Genomic DNA, 17933 nt, shown 5'->3' with positions numbered 1-17933 from the left:
GCTCGGTCATGAGTGTTGCTGATATCACCTTCTACGTTTACGCGATCACGATCGTGGTGGCGGCGCTCTTGACCGTGACCTCGCGCAGCCCCGTGCACTCGGTTCTGTGGCTGATCCTGTGCTTCATCAGTGCGGCGACGATGTTCATTCTGCTGGGGGCGGAGTTTGTCGCGATGCTGCTGGTCATCGTCTATATCGGCGCGGTCGCGGTGCTGTTCCTGTTCGTGGTCATGATGCTGGATGTCGACTTTGCCCAGTTGCGGGCCGAGATGTCGAAATACCTGCCCATCGCCAGCCTGATCGGCCTTGTGCTGTTGATGCAGCTGGCACTGGCCTATGGGACCTGGACCTATTCCGAGGGGGTCGACACGCGCCTCGGGAACCCGACGCCGCCCATCGACGAGGTGCACAATACCGCCGCGATCGGCCTGCTGCTGTATGATCGCTATTTCCTGCCGTTCCAGTTGTCGGGCCTGGTGCTGCTGGTCGCCATGATCGGGGCCATCGTGCTGACGCTGCGGCACCGCGGCGACGTCAAGCGCCAGAACGTGCTGGCGCAGATGTACCGCGATCCGGCCAAGGCGATGGAGTTGAAGGACGTAAAACCGGGGCAGGGCCTGTAACGCACAGCGCGCCCGCCCCGAATGCACGCAAAGACCGCGGACACACGCGGCAAAGATGGAATGACCATGCGGGGCGTCTTGGGCCTCGCGGAGGGACGACATGACGATTGGTCTTGAACACTACCTGACGGTGGCCGCCGCGCTGTTCGTCATCGGCATTTTTGGCCTCTTCCTGAACCGGAAGAACGTCATCATCATCCTGATGTCGATCGAACTGATGCTGTTGTCGGTCAATATCAACCTCGTCGCCTTTTCCCATTACCTGGGCGATCTGACGGGGCAGATCTTCACCCTGTTCATCCTGACCGTGGCCGCGGCCGAGGCCGCCATCGGCCTTGCGATCCTTGTCTGTTTCTTCCGCAACCGCGGCACGATCGCGGTCGAAGACGTCTCGAACATGAAGGGCTGACCAGATGGAAACGATCCTGCTATTCGCGCCCCTGGTCGGCGCCCTGATCTGCGGCTTTACCTGGCGCCTGATTGGCGAGCAGGCGGCCTGCGTCACGGCCACCGCGCTGTTGTTCGTCTCCATGATTCTGAGCTGGGTCGTGTTCCTCGGCTTCGATGGGGAAACGACCTCGCGCAGCCTGTTCACCTGGATCGAAAGCGGCACGTTCTTTGCCGACTGGGCGATCCGGATCGACCGGCTGACGGCGATCATGCTGATCGTGGTGACGACCGTCTCGGCGCTCGTGCACCTGTATTCCTTCGGCTACATGGCCCATGACGAGAACTTCAAGGAAGGCGAAAGCTACAAGCCGCGCTTCTTCGCCTATCTGTCGTTCTTCACCTTCACCATGCTGATGCTGGTGACCGCCGACAATCTGCTGCAACTCTTCTTCGGCTGGGAGGGCGTCGGCGTCGCCTCGTACCTGCTGATCGGCTTCTACTACCGCAAGCCGTCGGCCGGGGCTGCCGCGATGAAGGCCTTCATCGTCAACCGGGTCGGCGATTTCGGGTTCCTGCTGGGGATCTTCGCGATCTTCTGGATGGCGGACTCGATCCAGTTCGACGTGATCCTGCCGATGGGCGCGGAATTCGCCGAGATGACGATCAACTTCCTCGGGATGGAGCTGGACGCCGCGAACACCATCGCCTTCCTGCTCTTCGTCGGGGCGATGGGGAAATCGGCGCAACTGCTGCTGCACACCTGGCTGCCCGACGCGATGGAGGGGCCGACGCCGGTGTCTGCCCTGATCCATGCCGCGACCATGGTGACCGCGGGTGTGTTCCTGGTCTGCCGCATGTCGCCGATCATGGAATACGCGCCGATCGCCACGAATTTCATCGTCATCCTGGGCGCGGTCACGGCGTTCTTCGCGGCGACGGTGGGTCTGGTTCAAAACGACATCAAGCGCGTCATCGCCTATTCGACCTGTTCGCAGCTGGGCTACATGTTCGTGGCCGCGGGCGTCGGCGTCTATTCCGTCGCCATGTTCCACCTGCTGACGCATGCCTTCTTCAAGGCGATGCTGTTCCTCGGCGCGGGCTCGGTCATCCACGGGATGCATCACGAGCAGGACATGCGGAATTATGGCGGGCTGCGCAAGAAACTGCCCTACACCTTCTGGGCGATGCTGATCGGGACGCTGGCCATCACCGGCGTCGGTATCCCGCTGACCGGGTGGATCGGCTTTGCCGGCTTTGCCTCGAAGGATGCAGTGATCGAAAGCGCCTTCGCCTTTGGCGGCGATATCGGTCAGTTCGCCTTCTGGTCGCTGGTCGTCGCGGCGCTGTTCACCAGTTTCTACAGCTGGCGGCTCATGTTCCTGACCTTCTGGGGCGAGCCGCGCGGCAACAAGCACACCCATGACCACGCGCATGAAAGCCCCAAGACCATGCTGATCCCCTTGGGCGTTCTGGCGGTCGGCGCGGTCTTTTCGGGCATGGTCTGGTATAACTCGTTCTTCGGCCACACCAACGATGTCGCCCGGTTCTTTGGCGTGCCCTATGCCGAAGAGAGCCATGGCACAGACGACCACGGCACCGAAGAGCATGCAGACGATGCCCATGCCGCCGACGATCACGGCGCGGCCGACGAAGCCTATGGCGGCTATGCCCATTATGTCTTTACCGGCGCACCGGGCGAGGGGGCGATCCACGCCGCCCCCGGCAACGATGTGCTGAACGAGGCGCATTACGTGCCGACCTGGGTCAAGCTCTCGCCCTTCATTGCCATGCTGATCGGGTTCGCGACGGCCTTCTGGTTCTACATCCTGAATCCGTCGCTGCCACGTCGTCTGGCCGAGGCACAGCGCCCGCTTTACCTGTTCCTGCTGAACAAGTGGTATTTCGACGAGATCTACGATTTCCTCTTCCTGCGCCCGGCGGCGGCGCTTGGACGCCTGCTCTGGAAGGGGGGCGACGGCAAGATCATCGATGGCGGGATCAACGGGCTGGCGATGGGGATCATCCCCTTCTTCACCCGGCTCGCGGGCCGCGCGCAGTCTGGCTACATCTTTCACTATGCCTTCGCGATGGTGATGGGGATCGTGGTGCTGGTCACCTGGATCACCCTGACGGCAGGGGGCTGAGGTCGGATCCATGGACAATCTCCTTTCCATCGTCACCTTCCTGCCGCTGGTTGCCGCGATCATCATGGCCGTGTTCCTGCGCGGCGAGGACGAGGCCGCGCAACTCAACGCCAAGCGCCTCGCCTTCGCGGCCACCGTGGCGACCTTCATCGCCTCGCTCTTTGTGCTCGGACAGTTCGACCCGCAGAACACCGAGTTCCAGCTGGTCGAGGAGACCGAGTGGATCTTTGGCCTGAACTACAAGGTGGGTGTCGACGGCATCTCTGTGCTGTTCGTGATGCTGACGACCTTCCTGATGCCGATCACCATCGCGGCCTGCTGGGGCGTGACGCATCGGGTCAAGGAATACATGATCGCCTTCCTTGTTCTGGAAACGCTGATGCTGGGCGTGTTCGTCGCCCTCGACATGGTGCTGTTCTACCTGTTCTTCGAGGCGGGCCTGATCCCGATGTTCCTGATCATCGGCATCTGGGGCGGCAAGGATCGCATCTATGCCGCCTTCAAGTTCTTTCTCTACACCTTCCTCGGCTCGGTCCTGATGCTGATCGCGATGATCGCGATGTTTGTCGATGCGGGCACGACCGATATCCCGACCCTGCTGAACCACCAGTTCAGCGCCGGGCCGATCACGCTGATGGGCTGGCAGATCGCCGGGGGATTGCAGTCGCTGCTCTGGGTGGCGTTCTTTGCCAGCTTTGCGGTCAAGATGCCGATGTGGCCGGTCCACACCTGGCTGCCCGACGCCCACGTTCAGGCGCCCACTGCCGGCTCGGTCGTGCTGGCCGCGATCCTGTTGAAGATGGGCGGCTACGGCTTCCTGCGCTTCAGCCTGCCGATGTTCCCCGTCGCCTCGGACCTGATGGCGCCCTTCGTTCTGTGGCTGTCGGTGATCGCCATCGTCTACACCTCGCTGGTCGCGATGGTGCAGGAGGATATGAAGAAACTGATCGCCTATTCCTCGGTCGCCCATATGGGATACGTGACGATGGGCATCTTCGCCGCAAACCAGCAGGGGGTCGATGGCGCGATCTTCCAGATGATCAGCCACGGCTTCGTCTCGGGCGCGCTGTTTTTGTGTGTCGGTGTCATCTACGACCGGATGCACACGCGTGAGATCGACGCCTATGGCGGGCTTGCCGTGCGGATGCCGGCCTATGCGCTGATTTTCATGCTGTTCACCATGGCCAATGTCGGCCTGCCGGGCACCTCGGGCTTTGTGGGCGAATTCCTGACGCTGATGGGCGTGTTCCAGGTCAGCACATGGATCGGTCTGATCGCCACGACCGGCGTGATCCTGTCGGCGGCCTATGCGCTGTGGCTCTATCGCCGTGTCGTGTTCGGCGACCTGATCAAGGAAAGCCTCAAGTCGATCACCGACATGACCCGCCGCGAAAAGGCGATCTTCGCCCCGCTGGTGGTCATGACCCTGCTGCTCGGCATTTATCCCAGCCTCGTGACCGATATCATCGGACCGTCGGTCGAGGCCCTTTTGACGCAATACGACGTGGCGGTGGCCAGCTATGCCCCCGAAACCCATGTCGCCGCCAACCACTGAGGTGACCCGATGATCGGTGCCGATCTTGCCATCCTGATCCCCGAAATCATCCTCTCGCTTTATGCGATGGGGGCGATGCTGGCGGCGGTCTACACGTCGAAGGACGCGCTTGCACCCGCGCTGACATGGGCCACGGCGCTGGTTCTGGCGATCATGGGCCTCTACATCGCCGTGTCGGGCGGGGGGCAGAACCTCGCCTTTGACGGGATGTTCGTCGATGACGCGTTCTCGCGCTTTGCCAAGGTGATGATCCTGTTCGCGGCCGCGGCGGTTTTGCTGATCGGCTCGGACTACATGATCAAGAACGAGTTGCTGCGCTTCGAATACCCGATCCTGATGGTGCTGGCCGTTGTCGGCATGATGGTGATGGTGTCCGCGGGCGACCTGATCACCCTCTACATGGGGCTCGAGTTGCAGTCGCTCGCCCTCTATGTCGTGGCCGCCGTGCGGCGTGACAGCGTGCGCTCGACCGAGGCCGGTCTGAAGTATTTCGTTCTGGGCGCGCTGTCCTCGGGCCTGTTCCTTTATGGCGCATCGCTGACCTATGGCTTTGCCGGGACGACGAATTTCGCCGGGATCATCGACGCCGCGTCGGGCAGCGACATGCCCCTGGGCCTGCTCTTCGGGCTGGTCTTCGTGATCTCGGCGCTGGCCTTCAAGGTGTCGGCCGCCCCCTTCCACATGTGGACGCCGGACGTCTACGAAGGCTCGCCCACCGCCATCACGGCGCTGTTCTCGACCGCGCCCAAGGTCGCCGCGATGGCGCTTTTCGCGCGGGTCGTTCATGACGCCTTTGGCGGGGTCGTCGATCAGTGGCAGCAGATCCTGGCCTTCCTGGCCGTTCTGTCGATGTTCCTCGGGGCCATCGCCGCGATCGGGCAGACCGACATCAAGCGCCTCATGGCCTATTCTTCGATCAGCCACATGGGTTTTGCGCTGATGGGGCTGGCCGCGGGAACGGCGCAGGGTGTCGAGGCGATGCTGATCTACATGGCAATCTACGTCACCATGAACATGGGCACCTTCGCCTTCATCATGACCATGAGCAAGGATGGCCGGCCGGTCACCCAGATCAGCGCGCTGTCCAGTTTCGCCAGCCGCGAGTCGACCAAGGCGCTGGCCATTCTGGTGCTGATGTTCAGCCTTGCGGGTGTGCCGCCGCTTTTGGGCTTTTTCGGCAAATATGCCGTGCTTCTGGCAGCGGTCGAGGCGGGTCTGACCTGGCTGGCGCTGGCCGGTGTGTCGCCTCGGTCATCGGGGCCTATTACTACCTGCGCATCGTCTACCTGATGTATTTCGGCGAACCCCGAGACGAGTTGGACGGCAAGATGACCGTTGTGCCCTATGTGGCCCTGGTCGGCTGTGCCGCGATCATCGGCCTGGCCTGGCTGCCCGGTGTCAACCTGTTCGGCCTCGAGGCCAGCGCCTCGCAGGCCGCCGCGATGCTGCTGCGCTGAATGACGACCTGGCCCGAAGGGGTCGGGCGGCGCATTCTGCCCGTCACCGACAGCACCATGGCCGAGGCCGCGCGCCGCGCGCCCGACACGGTCGGCACCGAATGGATCCTGGCGCTGGATCAGACGGCCGGACGCGGCCGGCGCGGCCGGCCATGGTCGATGCCCCCCGGCAACTTTGCCGCGTCGCTGATCCTGCATCCCAGCGAGCCGCCGCAGGTGGTGGCCCTGCGCAGTTTCGTGGCGGCGCTGGCCCTGCGCGACGCCCTGATCGCGGTGGGGGCCGACCCGGCGGCGCTCTCGCTGAAATGGCCCAATGATGTCCTGCTCGAGGGTGGCAAACTGGCGGGCATCCTGCTCGAAAGCCTTGGGGATGGGCGCGGCGGTCTGGCGCATCTGGTGATCGGGTTTGGTGTGAATCTGGCCGCGGCGCCGGATGCGGCGCAGCTTGAACCGAGCGCGGTGCGTCCCGTCAGCCTGGCCGAAACCGCCGATCTGGTTGTTGCGCCCGAGGCTTTTCTCGATGCGCTGGCCACCGCCTACGCGGCGCATGAGGCCCGATTCACCACCTACGGCTTCGGCCCCATACGCACCGCATGGCTGGCTCAGGCCGCCCGACTGGGCGAGGTCATCACGGCCCGTCTGCCCAACGACTCGGTCACCGGCACCTTTTGTGACGTGGACATGGAGGGCAATCTCGTGTTGGAGACGGCAAAAGGCCGCCGCCCCATCGCCGCGGCCGACATATTCTTCTGACCCGCCGAAGGGAGGGCGCGGCATGCTGTTATGCATCGATTGCGGAAACACCAACACCGTCTTTTCCGTCTGGGATGGGGCGCAGTTCCTGTGCACGCTGCGCACGGCGACCGATCACCAGCGCACGGCCGACCAGTATTATGTCTGGTTCTCGACCCTGATGGCACACAACAGGCTGGATGTGTCCATCACCGAGGTCATCGTGTCCTCGACCGTGCCGCGCGTGGTGTTCAACCTGCGCGTCCTGTGCGACCGGTATTTCGGCACGCGTCCCCTGGTCGTCGGCAAGCCCGACTGCCTTTTGCCGGCCCCGCCCCGCGTGGACGAGGGCACCCAGGTCGGCCCCGACCGTCTGGTCAATACCGCCGGGGCCTATGACCGGCATGGCGGCGACCTGATCGTGGTCGATTTCGGGACGGCCACCACCTTTGACGTGGTGGACCATGACGGCGCCTATATCGGGGGCGTGATCGCACCGGGCGTGAACCTCAGCCTCGAAGCGCTGCACCATGCGGCGGCGGCCTTGCCCCATGTCGACGTGACGAAACCGCAGCAGGTGGTCGGCACGAACACGGTCGCCTGCATGCAATCGGGCGTCTTCTGGGGGTATGTCGGGCTGGTGCGCGGCGTCTGCGACCGTATCCGCGCCGAGGTGGATCGCCCCATGCGCATCGTGGGAACCGGGGGGCTGGCCTCGTTGTTCTCTCAGGGGGATGTGCTATTTGACTGTATCGAAGATGACCTGACCATGCATGGCCTGACGGTCATCCACCAATACAACAAGGATCACGGGCAGATATGACTGATCGCAACAGGCTGATCTACCTCCCTCTCGGCGGCGCGGGGGAGATCGGGATGAATTGCTACGTCTACGGCTTCGGGCCGCAGGGGGCCGAACGACTGATCGTCGTGGATACCGGCGTGGCCTTTCCCGACATGGACGGACAGCCCGGTGTGGATCTGATCCTGCCCGATATCGACTGGCTGGCCGAGCGGGCCGACCGGATCGAGGGGATCTTCATCACCCATGCGCACGAGGATCACGTGGGCGCCCTGGGGCATCTGTGGGGGCGTCTGCGCGCGCCGGTCCGTGCCCGTCGCTTTACCGCCATTCACGCCATGCGCAAGATGGAAGAGGCCGGCCACGACCCGCTGCAGGTGCAGGTCGCGGACCCCTATCCCGCCGTGATCGAGGCCGGGCCCTTCAAGGTGCAGTTCGCCCCGGTCAGCCATTCGATCCCCGAGGCGTCCGCGCTGGTGATCGACACGCCCGAGGGGCGAGTGGTGCATTCGGGCGATTTCAAGATCGACCGCGACCCGGTCGTGGGCGAGCCCTTCGATCCCGAGATGTGGGGACAGATCGCCGCCGATGGCGTGCGGGCCTTCATCTGCGACTCGACCAACGTCTTTTCGCGCCACCCCGGCCGTTCCGAAAGCCAGTTGCCCGAACCGATCGGTGAATTGGTGACGAATGCCAAGGGCATGGTCGTGGCCACGACCTTTGCCTCGAACATCGCGCGCCTCAAGACGCTGGCCGATGCCGGCACGGCGAACGGCCGCACCATCTGCCTGCTGGGCCGCGCGATGAAGCGCATGGTGGCCGCCGGAACCGAAGCGGGCGTCCTGACCGGCTTTCCCAGCACCGTCAGCCCCGAAGAGGCCAGCGAGATTCCGCGCGAGAACCTGATGCTGATCGTCACTGGCAGCCAGGGGGAACGGCGTGCGGCCTCGGCCGCGCTGTCGCGCGGCAGCTATCTCGGCCTGGAACTCAGGGAAGGCGACACCTTCCTGTTTTCATCGAAGACCATTCCCGGCAACGAGGTGGGCGTCGCCCGCATCCAGAATGCGCTGGCCGAAAAGGGCGTCGAGATCGTCGATGAAAGCGCGGGGTTCTACCATGTCTCGGGGCATGCCAACCGCCCTGACCTCGAGGCGATGCACGACATCCTGCGCCCGCAGGTCCTGATCCCGAACCATGGGGAATATCGGCATCTGCGCGAACATACGCGTCTGGCGCTGTCCAAGGGGATGGATGCGGTCGTGGCGGCCAATGGGTCCATGGTCGAGCTGTCGGGCAACGCGCCGCAGATCGTCGAATACCACGATGTGGGCCGCACCTATCTGGACGGGTCGGCCTTTGTGGGCGCATTCGACGGCGTCATCCGCGACCGTATGAAACTGGCGCTGAACGGCCTTGTGGCCGTGGCGCTGATTGTCGATGAAGACGACGAGATCCTCGAAGACAGCTGGGTGGCCCTGCGCGGCCTGCCCGAGATGGGCCAATCGGGCGAGGATCTGGCCCAGATGATCGAGGACGATCTGGCCACGACGCTGGCGCGCCTCGATGCCAGGACCGTGGATAGCGACGACAAGCTGGAAGATACGGTGAAACGCATCGTGCGCCAGGTCTGTGTCACGGAAATCGGCAAGAAACCCGAGGTGACGGTCTTGGTGAGCCGCCTCATGGCGGGCTGAAACGCCGGAGGGATCGACGGAAACGGAAAAAGGCGGCCCCAAGACGGGCCGCCTTTTCGCATGAAATGGATGGACGCGCGGCTACGCGGCCGTCTCGTTGCTCGTGGCGTTGTCCGCGTCCGGCGCGGCGTCGTCGGCCTTTGGTGCCTCGGTCGGCTCGGTCGGCTCGGTCGGCTCGGCGGCCTCCGTTGGTTCTTGGGCGGTGGCGTCGGCCGCGGCATCGGTCTTCTTGCGCCGCCGCCGCTTGGGCTTGGGCGGTGCCTCGGCCTCGGCCTCGGGGGGCGTGGCGTCGGTTGCGGCGGTATCGGGCGTCTCGGCGTCCGTCCCGGGCGTATCGGCGGCAGCATCGGACGGGCCGCGGCGTTCGTCAAAGCTGAGTGCGATGAATTGCGGCAGATGATCGCCCATGCCGACCACCTGGCGCCCCCCGCCGGACCCGCCGCCGCGGCGGCGCGTGGGTCTGTCGGCCTTGGCGGCCTCGGGCGTCGGGGCGATGTCCTCTGCCTGCGGCTTGGCGGTGTCGGCCTCGGCGGTCTTGTCCCGGCGCGTGCGGCCCCGACGTTTTTTCGGGGCCTCATCCGCAGCGCCATCGGCCTCGTCGTCGGATGTGCGGCGTCCGCGCGCCGGGCTGCTTTCGGGCGTCCAGGGCAACTCGGCCCGCGGGATGGTCATCTCGGCCAGAGACTCGATCGCGCCGAGGTATTTCTCGTCCGATGGCACGGCCAGCGTGATGGCCACACCCTTTTTGCCCGCGCGACCCGTGCGGCCGATGCGGTGCACGTAATCCTCGGCATGGCTGGGCACGTCGTAATTGACGACATGGCTGACCGCCGGAATGTCGAGGCCGCGTGCGGCCACGTCCGAGGCGACGAGAAACCGGATCGTGCCATCGCGGAACCCGTCCAGCGTGCGCGTGCGATGCGACTGGTCCAGATCGCCATGGATCGGTTCGGCATTCAGCCCGTGCTTTTTCAGCGACTTCGCGACGATATCGACATCGACCTTGCGGTTGCAGAAGATGATTGCGTTCTTGCACGCCTCGCCCTCGGCCTCGATGGCGGCGCGCAGCATCTCGCGCTTCTGCTTGGCGGTCTGGTCGCGGCGGGTCGGTTTGAACTCCAGCAGGCGCTGTTCGATCGTGTCCGAGGTCGTGGCCTGGCGCGCCACCTCGACGCGGGCGGGGTTCGACAGGAAGGTGTTGGTGATCCGCTCGATCTCGGGGGCCATCGTGGCCGAAAAGAACAGGGTCTGGCGGGTGAAGGGCACAAGGCCGAAGATCCGCTCGATATCGGGGATGAACCCCATGTCGAGCATGCGGTCGGCCTCGTCCACCACCATGATCTGCACGCCGGTCAACAAGAGCTTGCCGCGTTCGAAATGGTCCAGCAGGCGGCCCGGCGTGGCGATCAGGACATCGACACCCTTGTCGATCAGCTGATCCTGTTCCTTGAAGCTGACGCCCCCGATCAACAGGGCCTTGGTCAGTTTCACATGCTTGGCATAGGTGTCGAAGTTCTCGGCCACTTGCGCGGCCAGTTCGCGTGTGGGGCACAGAACGAGGCTGCGTGGCATGCGGGCGCGGGCGCGGCCCCTTGCCAGCATGCTCACCATCGGGAGCGTGAAACTGGCGGTCTTGCCTGTGCCGGTCTGGGCGATGCCGAGCACGTCGCGGCCTTCCAGCGCCGAGGGGATGGCACCGGCCTGGATTGGCGTCGGTGTTTCATAGCCAGCCTCGGCCACGGCCTTGAGAACTTTGGGATTCAGATTGAGGTCGGAAAACGTGGTCATATGCGTCCAATCGGGCCGGCGTCATGCGCCGGCGTGGGGGAATGGAGCGCCTGGTTACCTGTCGCGCCCCGCGGAACACCCCGCGCGGCCCGCGAGGTTAGGGCGCGACATAGGCGAAAACGCGTCGGCAGTCAAACCGCGCCGTAGCCGCTAACCGTTCGGGGCGATGTCCAGCAGGCCATGACCGCTGGCCTGTCGCAGCGCATCGGCAAACAGCCCCGCCGGCACATTCAGGCGGATCGTGCCCGAGCGTCCTGACAACACGGCGTCGAGCCCCGTTTCCGACAGCCGCGCCAGGAGCGGCGCGCTCAGCACAATCAACCCGATGGGTCGGTCGCGGCAATGGCCATGCGTGCAGCCATTGCCGCGACGGCGCCGAAAGGGCAGTTCGATGCTTTGGGCCGTGGCCGTGTCGAAATGCAGATAATGCACACCATCGCGCCGCTGTTGAATGACAAGGGCAATGGCGGTCTGCCCGTCGCGCGCCGCAACGATGACATGGCCCATCAGCACGTGGTGGAAATCGTCCGAGATGATTGTTTGCGCGGTGTAAACCCCGCTCAGGCCGGTGTGTGGCGACACCAGCTGCCCGCCATTCTGAGCCTGTCCGGCAGCGGGGGCCAGGGCGAGCGTCAGCGACAGCACAAGCCGTGAGAGGATGAGGCGAAGGGCGCGCATGGGCGGACTGTAGGCCCTGACGGTTAAGCCGGCGTTAACGCGCGCCCCTCAGCCCCCGGCCAGGCTGCGCCATGCGACGATGACGGCCGGGATCAACCCGGCATGCCCCAGCAGCACCACGACCCCGTCGCGCATGGTCAACCCGATGCCGAAGACCAGAGCCGGCAAGGCCAGCAGCAGGGGCAGGAGGGGGACGAAGCCGATGATGACCATCGCGATGCCCAGGCAGATCAGGACAAGCCCGATCGTCATGAGGGACAGACGCCCCTCGGCCAGCAGCGGCAGGCGGCGGTGCAACACCCGCCCCAGCCATTGCAGGCGGGGCCGCAAGACGGCAATGGCCTGGGTCACGCGCTGCCCCTCGATGCGGAGGCGATTGACCCGTTGCGGCAGCCACAGCCCCTTGCGCCCCCGAGCGACTTGCGCCCCGATCCCGATCACCACCAGGCCCACCGCAGCCGGCACGCCGGGGATCGCGCCCACGGGCACCATGAGAAACAGCGACAGGATCAGCAGCAGGGGGCCGAACCCGCGTGCGCCGAGCGTCGACACGATGTCCCCGAACGCCACGGTCGTGCGGCCCTCGGCCAACCGCCCGAGATCGTCCAGAACCCCGTTCAGGGCGCCGGCGCCGTGTTGGTCGGCTGCGTTCTCGTCAGGGGCGTGCATCGTCACGCGCCACCCATACTGGGGTGCAGGCGCGGGCCATAGCCCGCGCGCAGCACATCGACCATCGGCGCGGGCGTGCAGATCAGCGCGCGGCCCGTCGCCGGGCGGGCCCTTGGCTTGCCATAGCCCGAGACGGTGAAGGGATAGAGGGTCCTGCCATGCACGAGGCAGGCGTGCCCCCCGTCCAGCGCGAACGCCCCGTCGGGCAGATCGGCCCAGTCGGCCCTGTGGCGCAGCTGGTCGCGCGTGCGGGGGGTGATGCGGGCGGCGTGCAGGGCGGCATCCATGCCGGGGGCGCGGGCGGGCTGGCCCGCCGCAGTGGCCCAGGCCCGCGCAAACCGCGTGTAATCCGCGCGGCGGCATTCGGCACAGGGGCGATGGCCGGCCGCCATGGCCACGGCCTCGTCCAGAAAGAACAACTCGGTATAGGTGCCCGGTGTCATCACCTTGCGCTGGCGTCCCTTGAAGGACAGCGCGCAGCACACCCATGCCTTGTGGCGCCAGCGGGCGGTGCCCAGACGGCGCTGCGCGTCGTGCAAGATCCCGCGATTGCCCATCACCGTGCCGCGATAGGCGGGCTCGGCGACGATCTCGCCGGTGGGCAGAACGCGGTTTTGCAGGGTCAGACCATCAACTCCTTGGTCGCGGACAGGGTCACATCCGGGTAATCGCGTTCGATCCGGTCGATGTCCCATTGCATCCGGGTCAGGTAGACCGGGTCGCCATCGTTGTCGGTGGCCATGTGGCTCTTGTTGGCGGCCATGAAGGCGTCCACGGCCTCTTTGCCGCCATGCACCCAGCGGGCCGAAGTGAATTGCGACGCCTCGAAGCGGACGGGCAGGCCATATTCCATTTCGATCCGGCTGGCCAGCACCTCGAATTGCAGCGCACCGACGACACCGACGATGAAGCCCGAGCCGATATTGGGCTTGAAGACCTTGGCGGCCCCTTCCTCGGCGAATTGCATCAGCGCCTTGTCCAGATGCTTGGCCTTCATCGGGTCGCCCGCGCGGCACGATTGCAGCAGTTCCGGCGCGAAGCTGGGGATGCCGGTAAAGCGCAGCGCCTCGCCCTCGGTCAGGGCATCGCCGATGCGCAACTGCCCGTGGTTGGGGATGCCGATGATGTCGCCGGCCCAGGCCTCTTCGGCCAGTTCGCGGTCCGAGGCGAGAAACATCACCGGGTTGGCGATCGCCATCGGTTTCTTCGATCGCACATGGGTCAGCTTCATGCCGCGCTGGAAATGCCCCGAGGCAAGGCGGACAAAGGCCACCCGGTCGCGGTGCTTGGGGTCCATGTTGGCCTGCACCTTGAAGACAAAGCCCGCGACCTTCTTTTCCTCGGGCGCGACCTCGCGGGGTTCGGCCGTCTGGACCTGCGGCTGGGGGCCGTATTCGGCGATGCCGTCCATCAGTTCCTTGACCCCGAACGAGTTGATCGCGCTGCCGAACCAGATCGGCGTCAGGTGCCCCTCGAGGAAGGATTGGCGGTTCATGGCGGGCAACAGCTCGCGCGCCATCTCGACCTCTTCGCGCAGCTTTTCCAGCAGATCGGCGGGGATGTGATCGTCCAGGCGGGGGTCGTCCAGCCCCTCCATCTTGACGCTCTCGGCCACCTTGTTGCGGTCGGCGCGGTCCATCAGTTCCAGCCGGTCGTGGATCAGGTCGTAGCAGCCCAAGAAATCACGCCCCACGCCGATGGGCCAACTGGCCGGGGTGACGTCGATGGCCAGGTTTTCCTGGATCTCGTCGATGATCTCGAACGTGTCGCGGCTTTCGCGGTCCATCTTGTTGCAGAATGTCAGGATCGGCAGGTCGCGCAGGCGGCAGACCTCGAAGAGTTTCTGCGTCTGGCTTTCCACGCCCTTGGCACCGTCGATCACCATGATCGCCGCATCCACCGCCGTCAGGGTGCGATAGGTATCTTCTGAAAAATCGCTGTGACCGGGCGTATCGACCAGGTTGAAGCGGTACTGCATGCCGGGTCCTGCGAAATCGAAGGACATGGCCGAGGCCGAGACCGAGATGCCGCGATCCTTTTCCATCTGCATGAAGTCCGAGCGCGTGCGCCGCGCCTCGCCCTTGGCGCGGACCTGTCCCGCCATCTGGATCGCGCCGCCATAGAGCAGGAATTTCTCGGTCAGCGTCGTCTTGCCCGCGTCGGGGTGCGAAATGATCGCGAAGGTTCGCCGCCGCGCGATCTCGGGCGGCAGGTCGGGGCGATTGGTCGGGGTGTCTTGCGCGGCATCCAGCATGGGCGCGCATATATAGGCCGGCGCGGGTTCCGACAATGCGCAACCGTGCCTTTCACGGGGTCGGGACGAGACCCGGCCAGCCGCGCAACATTGATGCAGCCGTGGATTTCTGCGCCTCGGTCATCGGGCAGTACAACGACACGGTGACAGCGGGCCGGTGACCCCGTGTCTGGCAGGCTTCGGGGTGCAGGTTGCCGGTCAGATGCGCCACGATGCCGTCCGGAATGCGGGAAAAGCTGAGGTCGGGCAGGGCAAAGGTGATCTCATCGCCGCCCGATCCCAACAGCCAATCGGCCAGGTGCCGGTGCTCGCCCACCATCAGGCAGGGGCATCGCGCCGACCACGATCGGCCCGTGCGCCTATGCATGGCCCTGACGCCGAGGATCACGGCCTCCTCCATCAGGCCCGCAAAGCCCGTGATCGGCGCGACGCCCAGGGCGGTGATGCGCAGGTCGGGTCCAAGGCCGATCTCGGAGAGGGCATGCGGTGTCATGTTGGCAGAGTGCCTTGCCGGGCATGCCGCGGCCAAGACAGGAAAACCCCACCCCGGCCCGCGAGGGGGCAGGGCGTCAGCCTGCCGGGTTGAACCCGAAATACGTCCCTTCGGCGCCGTCCCCGGCGGTCATGACGATGCGGATGGCGCCGCGGGTGAACAGCACCTCGGTCGCGTCCGCGGTCTGTGACGGTGTGTAGCCCCGGGCCTGCATGGTCTCGACCACCCGGCGCCCGATGGACAGGCTTGCGCCCCGCAGGCGCATCAAGGTCACGTTGCAGCGACGCGTGTCGGGGTTGATGGCCACCCGAATGGTGCGCAGGCGCCGGCCGTCGATTTGCGCATCGAGACGCTTGCTGTAGAACACGTTGCCCAGCATCGGCCGGTCGGTCGCAAAGCCGAGGGCCGCGACCTCCGCCCCGGTCGGCAGGGCGTCGCCGGCCGCGACCCCGGCACAGAGCGCAGTCAACGGCGCGATCTCGGAACGCGCCAGGGTGTCGTAGCTTTCGGTTCGCGCCTCGGCGGCTCCGAGACGGGGGTCGTCCGAGACCGGGGGCAGGTCGGGCGCTTGACAGGCCACGAGGGCCAGCACCGCCGCAGCGCAGAAAAGGCGCGATCTCGGCGTGGGGATTCTTCTTTTGGGGCAGGGCAGGGGCCGACGGGGGGGCGTGGGCTGTCGGTGTCAGTCCCGCGCGGGGTCGCCGCGGCTGGCGCGCGTCAGGCGATCCACGATGTCGTCACTCCCGGTCTTGGTTTCGTCGATCTCGATCTCGGCGGCATCGGCCTGCGCGTCCGGATCGTTCGACAGGCCCAGGTCTTTGGGCAACAGGGCCCGCATCTGGCCTGTCACCAGCATGGATTCGACGGCGATCCCCTCGGCATAGATGATCTCGTGACTGTCGAAAACGATCTGATAGCTGTCGACGAACCCGCCTTCTTCGCGCAGAACCGTTGTGCCGTTGACCAGCAAGTCGGCCTTGACCATCAGGTCGGCCCGGCCGGTGCCCAACTCGTCCCGGCGCTGCCAGATGAACAGGCGGTGCTGCGGCGAAAGCCGCAGATCGCGGGCGGTGTTGAGCGTGCCGGCGATCAGGCGGATGGGTGCGGCCGCGCCGGTGGCGCGCCGGGTCTGATGCGCGATCCAGCGGATCGGTCGGGGCCCGTTGTCGCGGGTCAGCAAACGGTCCCCGATGCGCAGGTCTTCGACCGGGATCTGCCGGCCATTGGCCAGCGTCAGATGCGTTCCGGCCAGAAAGCTGACGCTGGCGATGTCGGCAAAGCGTTGCGGGGCATCCTCGGTCTCGGTGCCGACGAGTTCGTATTCCACATTCGGCAACAGCCGCGACAGCGGCAGCAGATGCAGCGCGCTGGATCCGTCCGCATCGGTCAGCACCAGGACCAGCACCTCGACCAGATCGCCCGCGGGCGCCATCAGCAGGTGACAGGCCGCGATGGTCAGCACGTCGCCGGGGTGCCCCACCTCGGAGCCGTCGGCGACACAGGGTTGTTCGCGTCCGGTATCGCTGATGGCCAGCCGCGCGATCCGTTCCCGTGCGGCCAGGCGGTAGACATCGCCTGGAACGACGGCCTCCTCGAGGCCGATCGTGTCGCCCTCGTTCGCGCCGGTCTGCACGAACAGGGCGCGGGCGGGCAGGGTATCGAACCGGAAAAGAACGGGGTGGGGCATCGCACGCATCTACAAGGGGTCTGGTGCGCATCGGTAGGGTTCCGGGCCGTCTGCGTCAAGCGCGGCGCGCCCACGGGCCCAAGCGGACTGGCCGCAGGGCGCACGGGCTGTTAGGTCACGGGCGTGACAGGCATCATAACGCAGGGAGAGAACGGATGGATCTGGGTATCAAGGGGCGTCGGGCGCTGGTCTGCGCGTCGTCGAAAGGGCTGGGTCGCGGCTGTGCCGAGGCCCTGGCCGAAGCGGGCGTCGATCTGGTTCTGAACGCCCGCGGGGCCGAGGCGCTCGAGGCGACCGCCGAGGCCATTCGCAGCGCCCACGGGGTCGATGTCACGACCGTGGCCGCCGATATCACCAGCGAAGACGGCCGCCGCGAGGTGCTCGAGGCCGCGGGGGCGTTGGACATCCTGGTGACCAATGCGGGCGGGCCGCCGCCGGGCCTGTGGTCGGACTGGGGGCATGACGATTTTATCAAGGCGCTCGAGGCCAACATGTTGACGCCCATCGCTCTGATGACGGCGCTGCTGCCCGGCATGATCGACCAGGGCTGGGGCCGTGTGGTCAACATCACCTCGCAATCGGTCAAGGCGCCGATCCCGGCGCTGGGGCTGTCGAATTCCGCCCGCGCGGGTTTGACGGGGTTCGTGGCCGGAACCGCGCGGCAGGTGGCGGGCAAGGGCGTGAACATCAACAACCTGTTGCCGGGCTCGCATGATACCGACCGCATCTTCGCCCTTGAAAAGGGCGTGTCCGAGGCGCAGGGCGTTTCGATGCAAGAGGCGCGCAAGATCCGCCTGTCGGCCATCCCCTCGGGGCGCTATGGCACGACATCCGAGTTCGGGGCGATGTGCGCCTTCCTGTGCTCGCAACATGCGGGGTTCATCGTGGGCCAGAACATCCTGCTCGATGGCGGTCAGACCAACGCGACCATCTGATCGTGGGTGCGGCCGGGCCGTGGGGCCGGGGC

16 protein-coding genes and 1 pseudogene are annotated in these 17933 nt (G+C 65.7%); 9 read left to right on the top strand and 8 right to left on the bottom strand.

Going from position 1 to position 17933, the window contains the following annotated elements:
• The first annotated feature begins 8 nt into the window (after nt 1–8).
• From ROSELON_RS00800 to ROSELON_RS00765, 8 genes and pseudogenes are all read left to right on the top strand, one after another.
• A complete protein-coding gene (locus ROSELON_RS00800; protein WP_025310561.1) occupies nt 9–623 on the top strand; it encodes an NADH-quinone oxidoreductase subunit J in 615 nt (204 codons plus the stop codon).
• A 100-nt stretch (nt 624–723) separates the two neighbouring features.
• Nucleotides 724–1032, top strand: a complete 309-nt coding sequence (gene nuoK, locus ROSELON_RS00795; protein WP_025310560.1) for an NADH-quinone oxidoreductase subunit NuoK — start codon at nt 724–726, stop codon at nt 1030–1032.
• 4 nt (nt 1033–1036) lie between these two features.
• Nucleotides 1037–3157, top strand: a complete 2121-nt coding sequence (nuoL, locus tag ROSELON_RS00790; protein WP_025310559.1) for an NADH-quinone oxidoreductase subunit L — start codon at nt 1037–1039, stop codon at nt 3155–3157.
• Between the two features lie 10 nt (nt 3158–3167).
• Nucleotides 3168–4712, top strand: coding sequence for an NADH-quinone oxidoreductase subunit M (locus ROSELON_RS00785; protein ID WP_025310558.1), 1545 nt, complete (start codon nt 3168–3170; stop codon nt 4710–4712).
• Between the two features lie 9 nt (nt 4713–4721).
• Nucleotides 4722–6169, top strand: a pseudogene (nuoN, locus tag ROSELON_RS00780) (NADH-quinone oxidoreductase subunit NuoN).
• Nucleotides 6170–6922: a biotin--[acetyl-CoA-carboxylase] ligase gene (locus ROSELON_RS00775; RefSeq protein ID WP_025310557.1), complete on the top strand. Its 753-nt coding sequence runs from the start codon at nt 6170–6172 to the stop codon at nt 6920–6922.
• Nucleotides 6923–6944: 22 nt separating this feature from the next.
• Nucleotides 6945–7724, top strand: a complete 780-nt coding sequence (locus ROSELON_RS00770) for a type III pantothenate kinase (RefSeq protein WP_025310556.1) — start codon at nt 6945–6947, stop codon at nt 7722–7724.
• Nucleotides 7721–9397, top strand: coding sequence for a ribonuclease J (locus tag ROSELON_RS00765; protein ID WP_025310555.1), 1677 nt, complete (start codon nt 7721–7723; stop codon nt 9395–9397). Before ROSELON_RS00770 ends, ROSELON_RS00765 begins: the two co-directional genes overlap by 4 nt.
• A gap of 81 nt (nt 9398–9478) precedes the next feature.
• Here the strand turns inward: ROSELON_RS00765 and ROSELON_RS00760 are convergent, their stop codons facing one another.
• The 8 genes from ROSELON_RS00760 to ROSELON_RS00725 all read right to left on the bottom strand — a co-directional run bounded on the left by ROSELON_RS00760 (nt 9479) and on the right by ROSELON_RS00725 (nt 16966).
• Nucleotides 9479–11185 (bottom strand): DEAD/DEAH box helicase, encoded by a 1707-nt coding sequence (locus ROSELON_RS00760; RefSeq protein WP_025310554.1) that lies wholly within the window; start codon nt 11183–11185, stop codon nt 9479–9481.
• A gap of 150 nt (nt 11186–11335) precedes the next feature.
• The gene (locus ROSELON_RS00755) at nt 11336–11863 is read right to left on the bottom strand and encodes a hypothetical protein (protein ID WP_025310553.1); all 528 of its coding nucleotides are present in this window, start codon (nt 11861–11863) and stop codon (nt 11336–11338) included.
• 48 nt (nt 11864–11911) lie between these two features.
• Nucleotides 11912–12532: an exopolysaccharide biosynthesis protein gene (locus ROSELON_RS00750; protein ID WP_038650020.1), complete on the bottom strand. Its 621-nt coding sequence runs from the start codon at nt 12530–12532 to the stop codon at nt 11912–11914.
• Between the two features lie 2 nt (nt 12533–12534).
• Complete coding sequence (locus ROSELON_RS00745) at nt 12535–13227, bottom strand: hypothetical protein (protein WP_245605388.1); 693 nt, start codon at nt 13225–13227, stop codon at nt 12535–12537.
• Nucleotides 13155–14786 carry a peptide chain release factor 3 gene (locus ROSELON_RS00740; RefSeq protein WP_025310550.1) on the bottom strand — a complete coding sequence of 544 codons (1632 nt, stop codon included), beginning with the start codon at nt 14784–14786 and terminating at the stop codon, nt 13155–13157. The genes ROSELON_RS00745 and ROSELON_RS00740 overlap by 73 nt, the downstream gene beginning before the upstream one ends.
• Nucleotides 14787–14838: 52 nt before the next feature.
• A complete protein-coding gene (locus ROSELON_RS00735) occupies nt 14839–15279 on the bottom strand; it encodes a hypothetical protein (protein ID WP_025310549.1) in 441 nt (146 codons plus the stop codon).
• 76 nt (nt 15280–15355) lie between these two features.
• Nucleotides 15356–15871 carry a hypothetical protein gene (locus ROSELON_RS00730; RefSeq protein WP_025310548.1) on the bottom strand — a complete coding sequence of 172 codons (516 nt, stop codon included), beginning with the start codon at nt 15869–15871 and terminating at the stop codon, nt 15356–15358.
• 90 nt (nt 15872–15961) lie between these two features.
• Nucleotides 15962–16966: a Hint domain-containing protein gene (locus ROSELON_RS00725; protein WP_198020780.1), complete on the bottom strand. Its 1005-nt coding sequence runs from the start codon at nt 16964–16966 to the stop codon at nt 15962–15964.
• A 155-nt stretch (nt 16967–17121) separates the two neighbouring features.
• Between ROSELON_RS00725 and ROSELON_RS00720 the strand changes: the two genes are divergently transcribed.
• Entirely contained in the window at nt 17122–17901 is a 780-nt protein-coding gene (locus tag ROSELON_RS00720; protein ID WP_025310546.1) for an SDR family oxidoreductase, read from the top strand.
• The last annotated feature ends 32 nt before the right edge of the window (nt 17902–17933 follow it).

This window comes from Roseibacterium elongatum DSM 19469, assembly GCF_000590925.1.
Taxonomy (GTDB): domain Bacteria; phylum Pseudomonadota; class Alphaproteobacteria; order Rhodobacterales; family Rhodobacteraceae; genus Roseibacterium; species Roseibacterium elongatum.
Note: the sequence above shows the minus strand (reverse complement) of the source record. Positions and strands in the feature narration are given on the sequence as shown.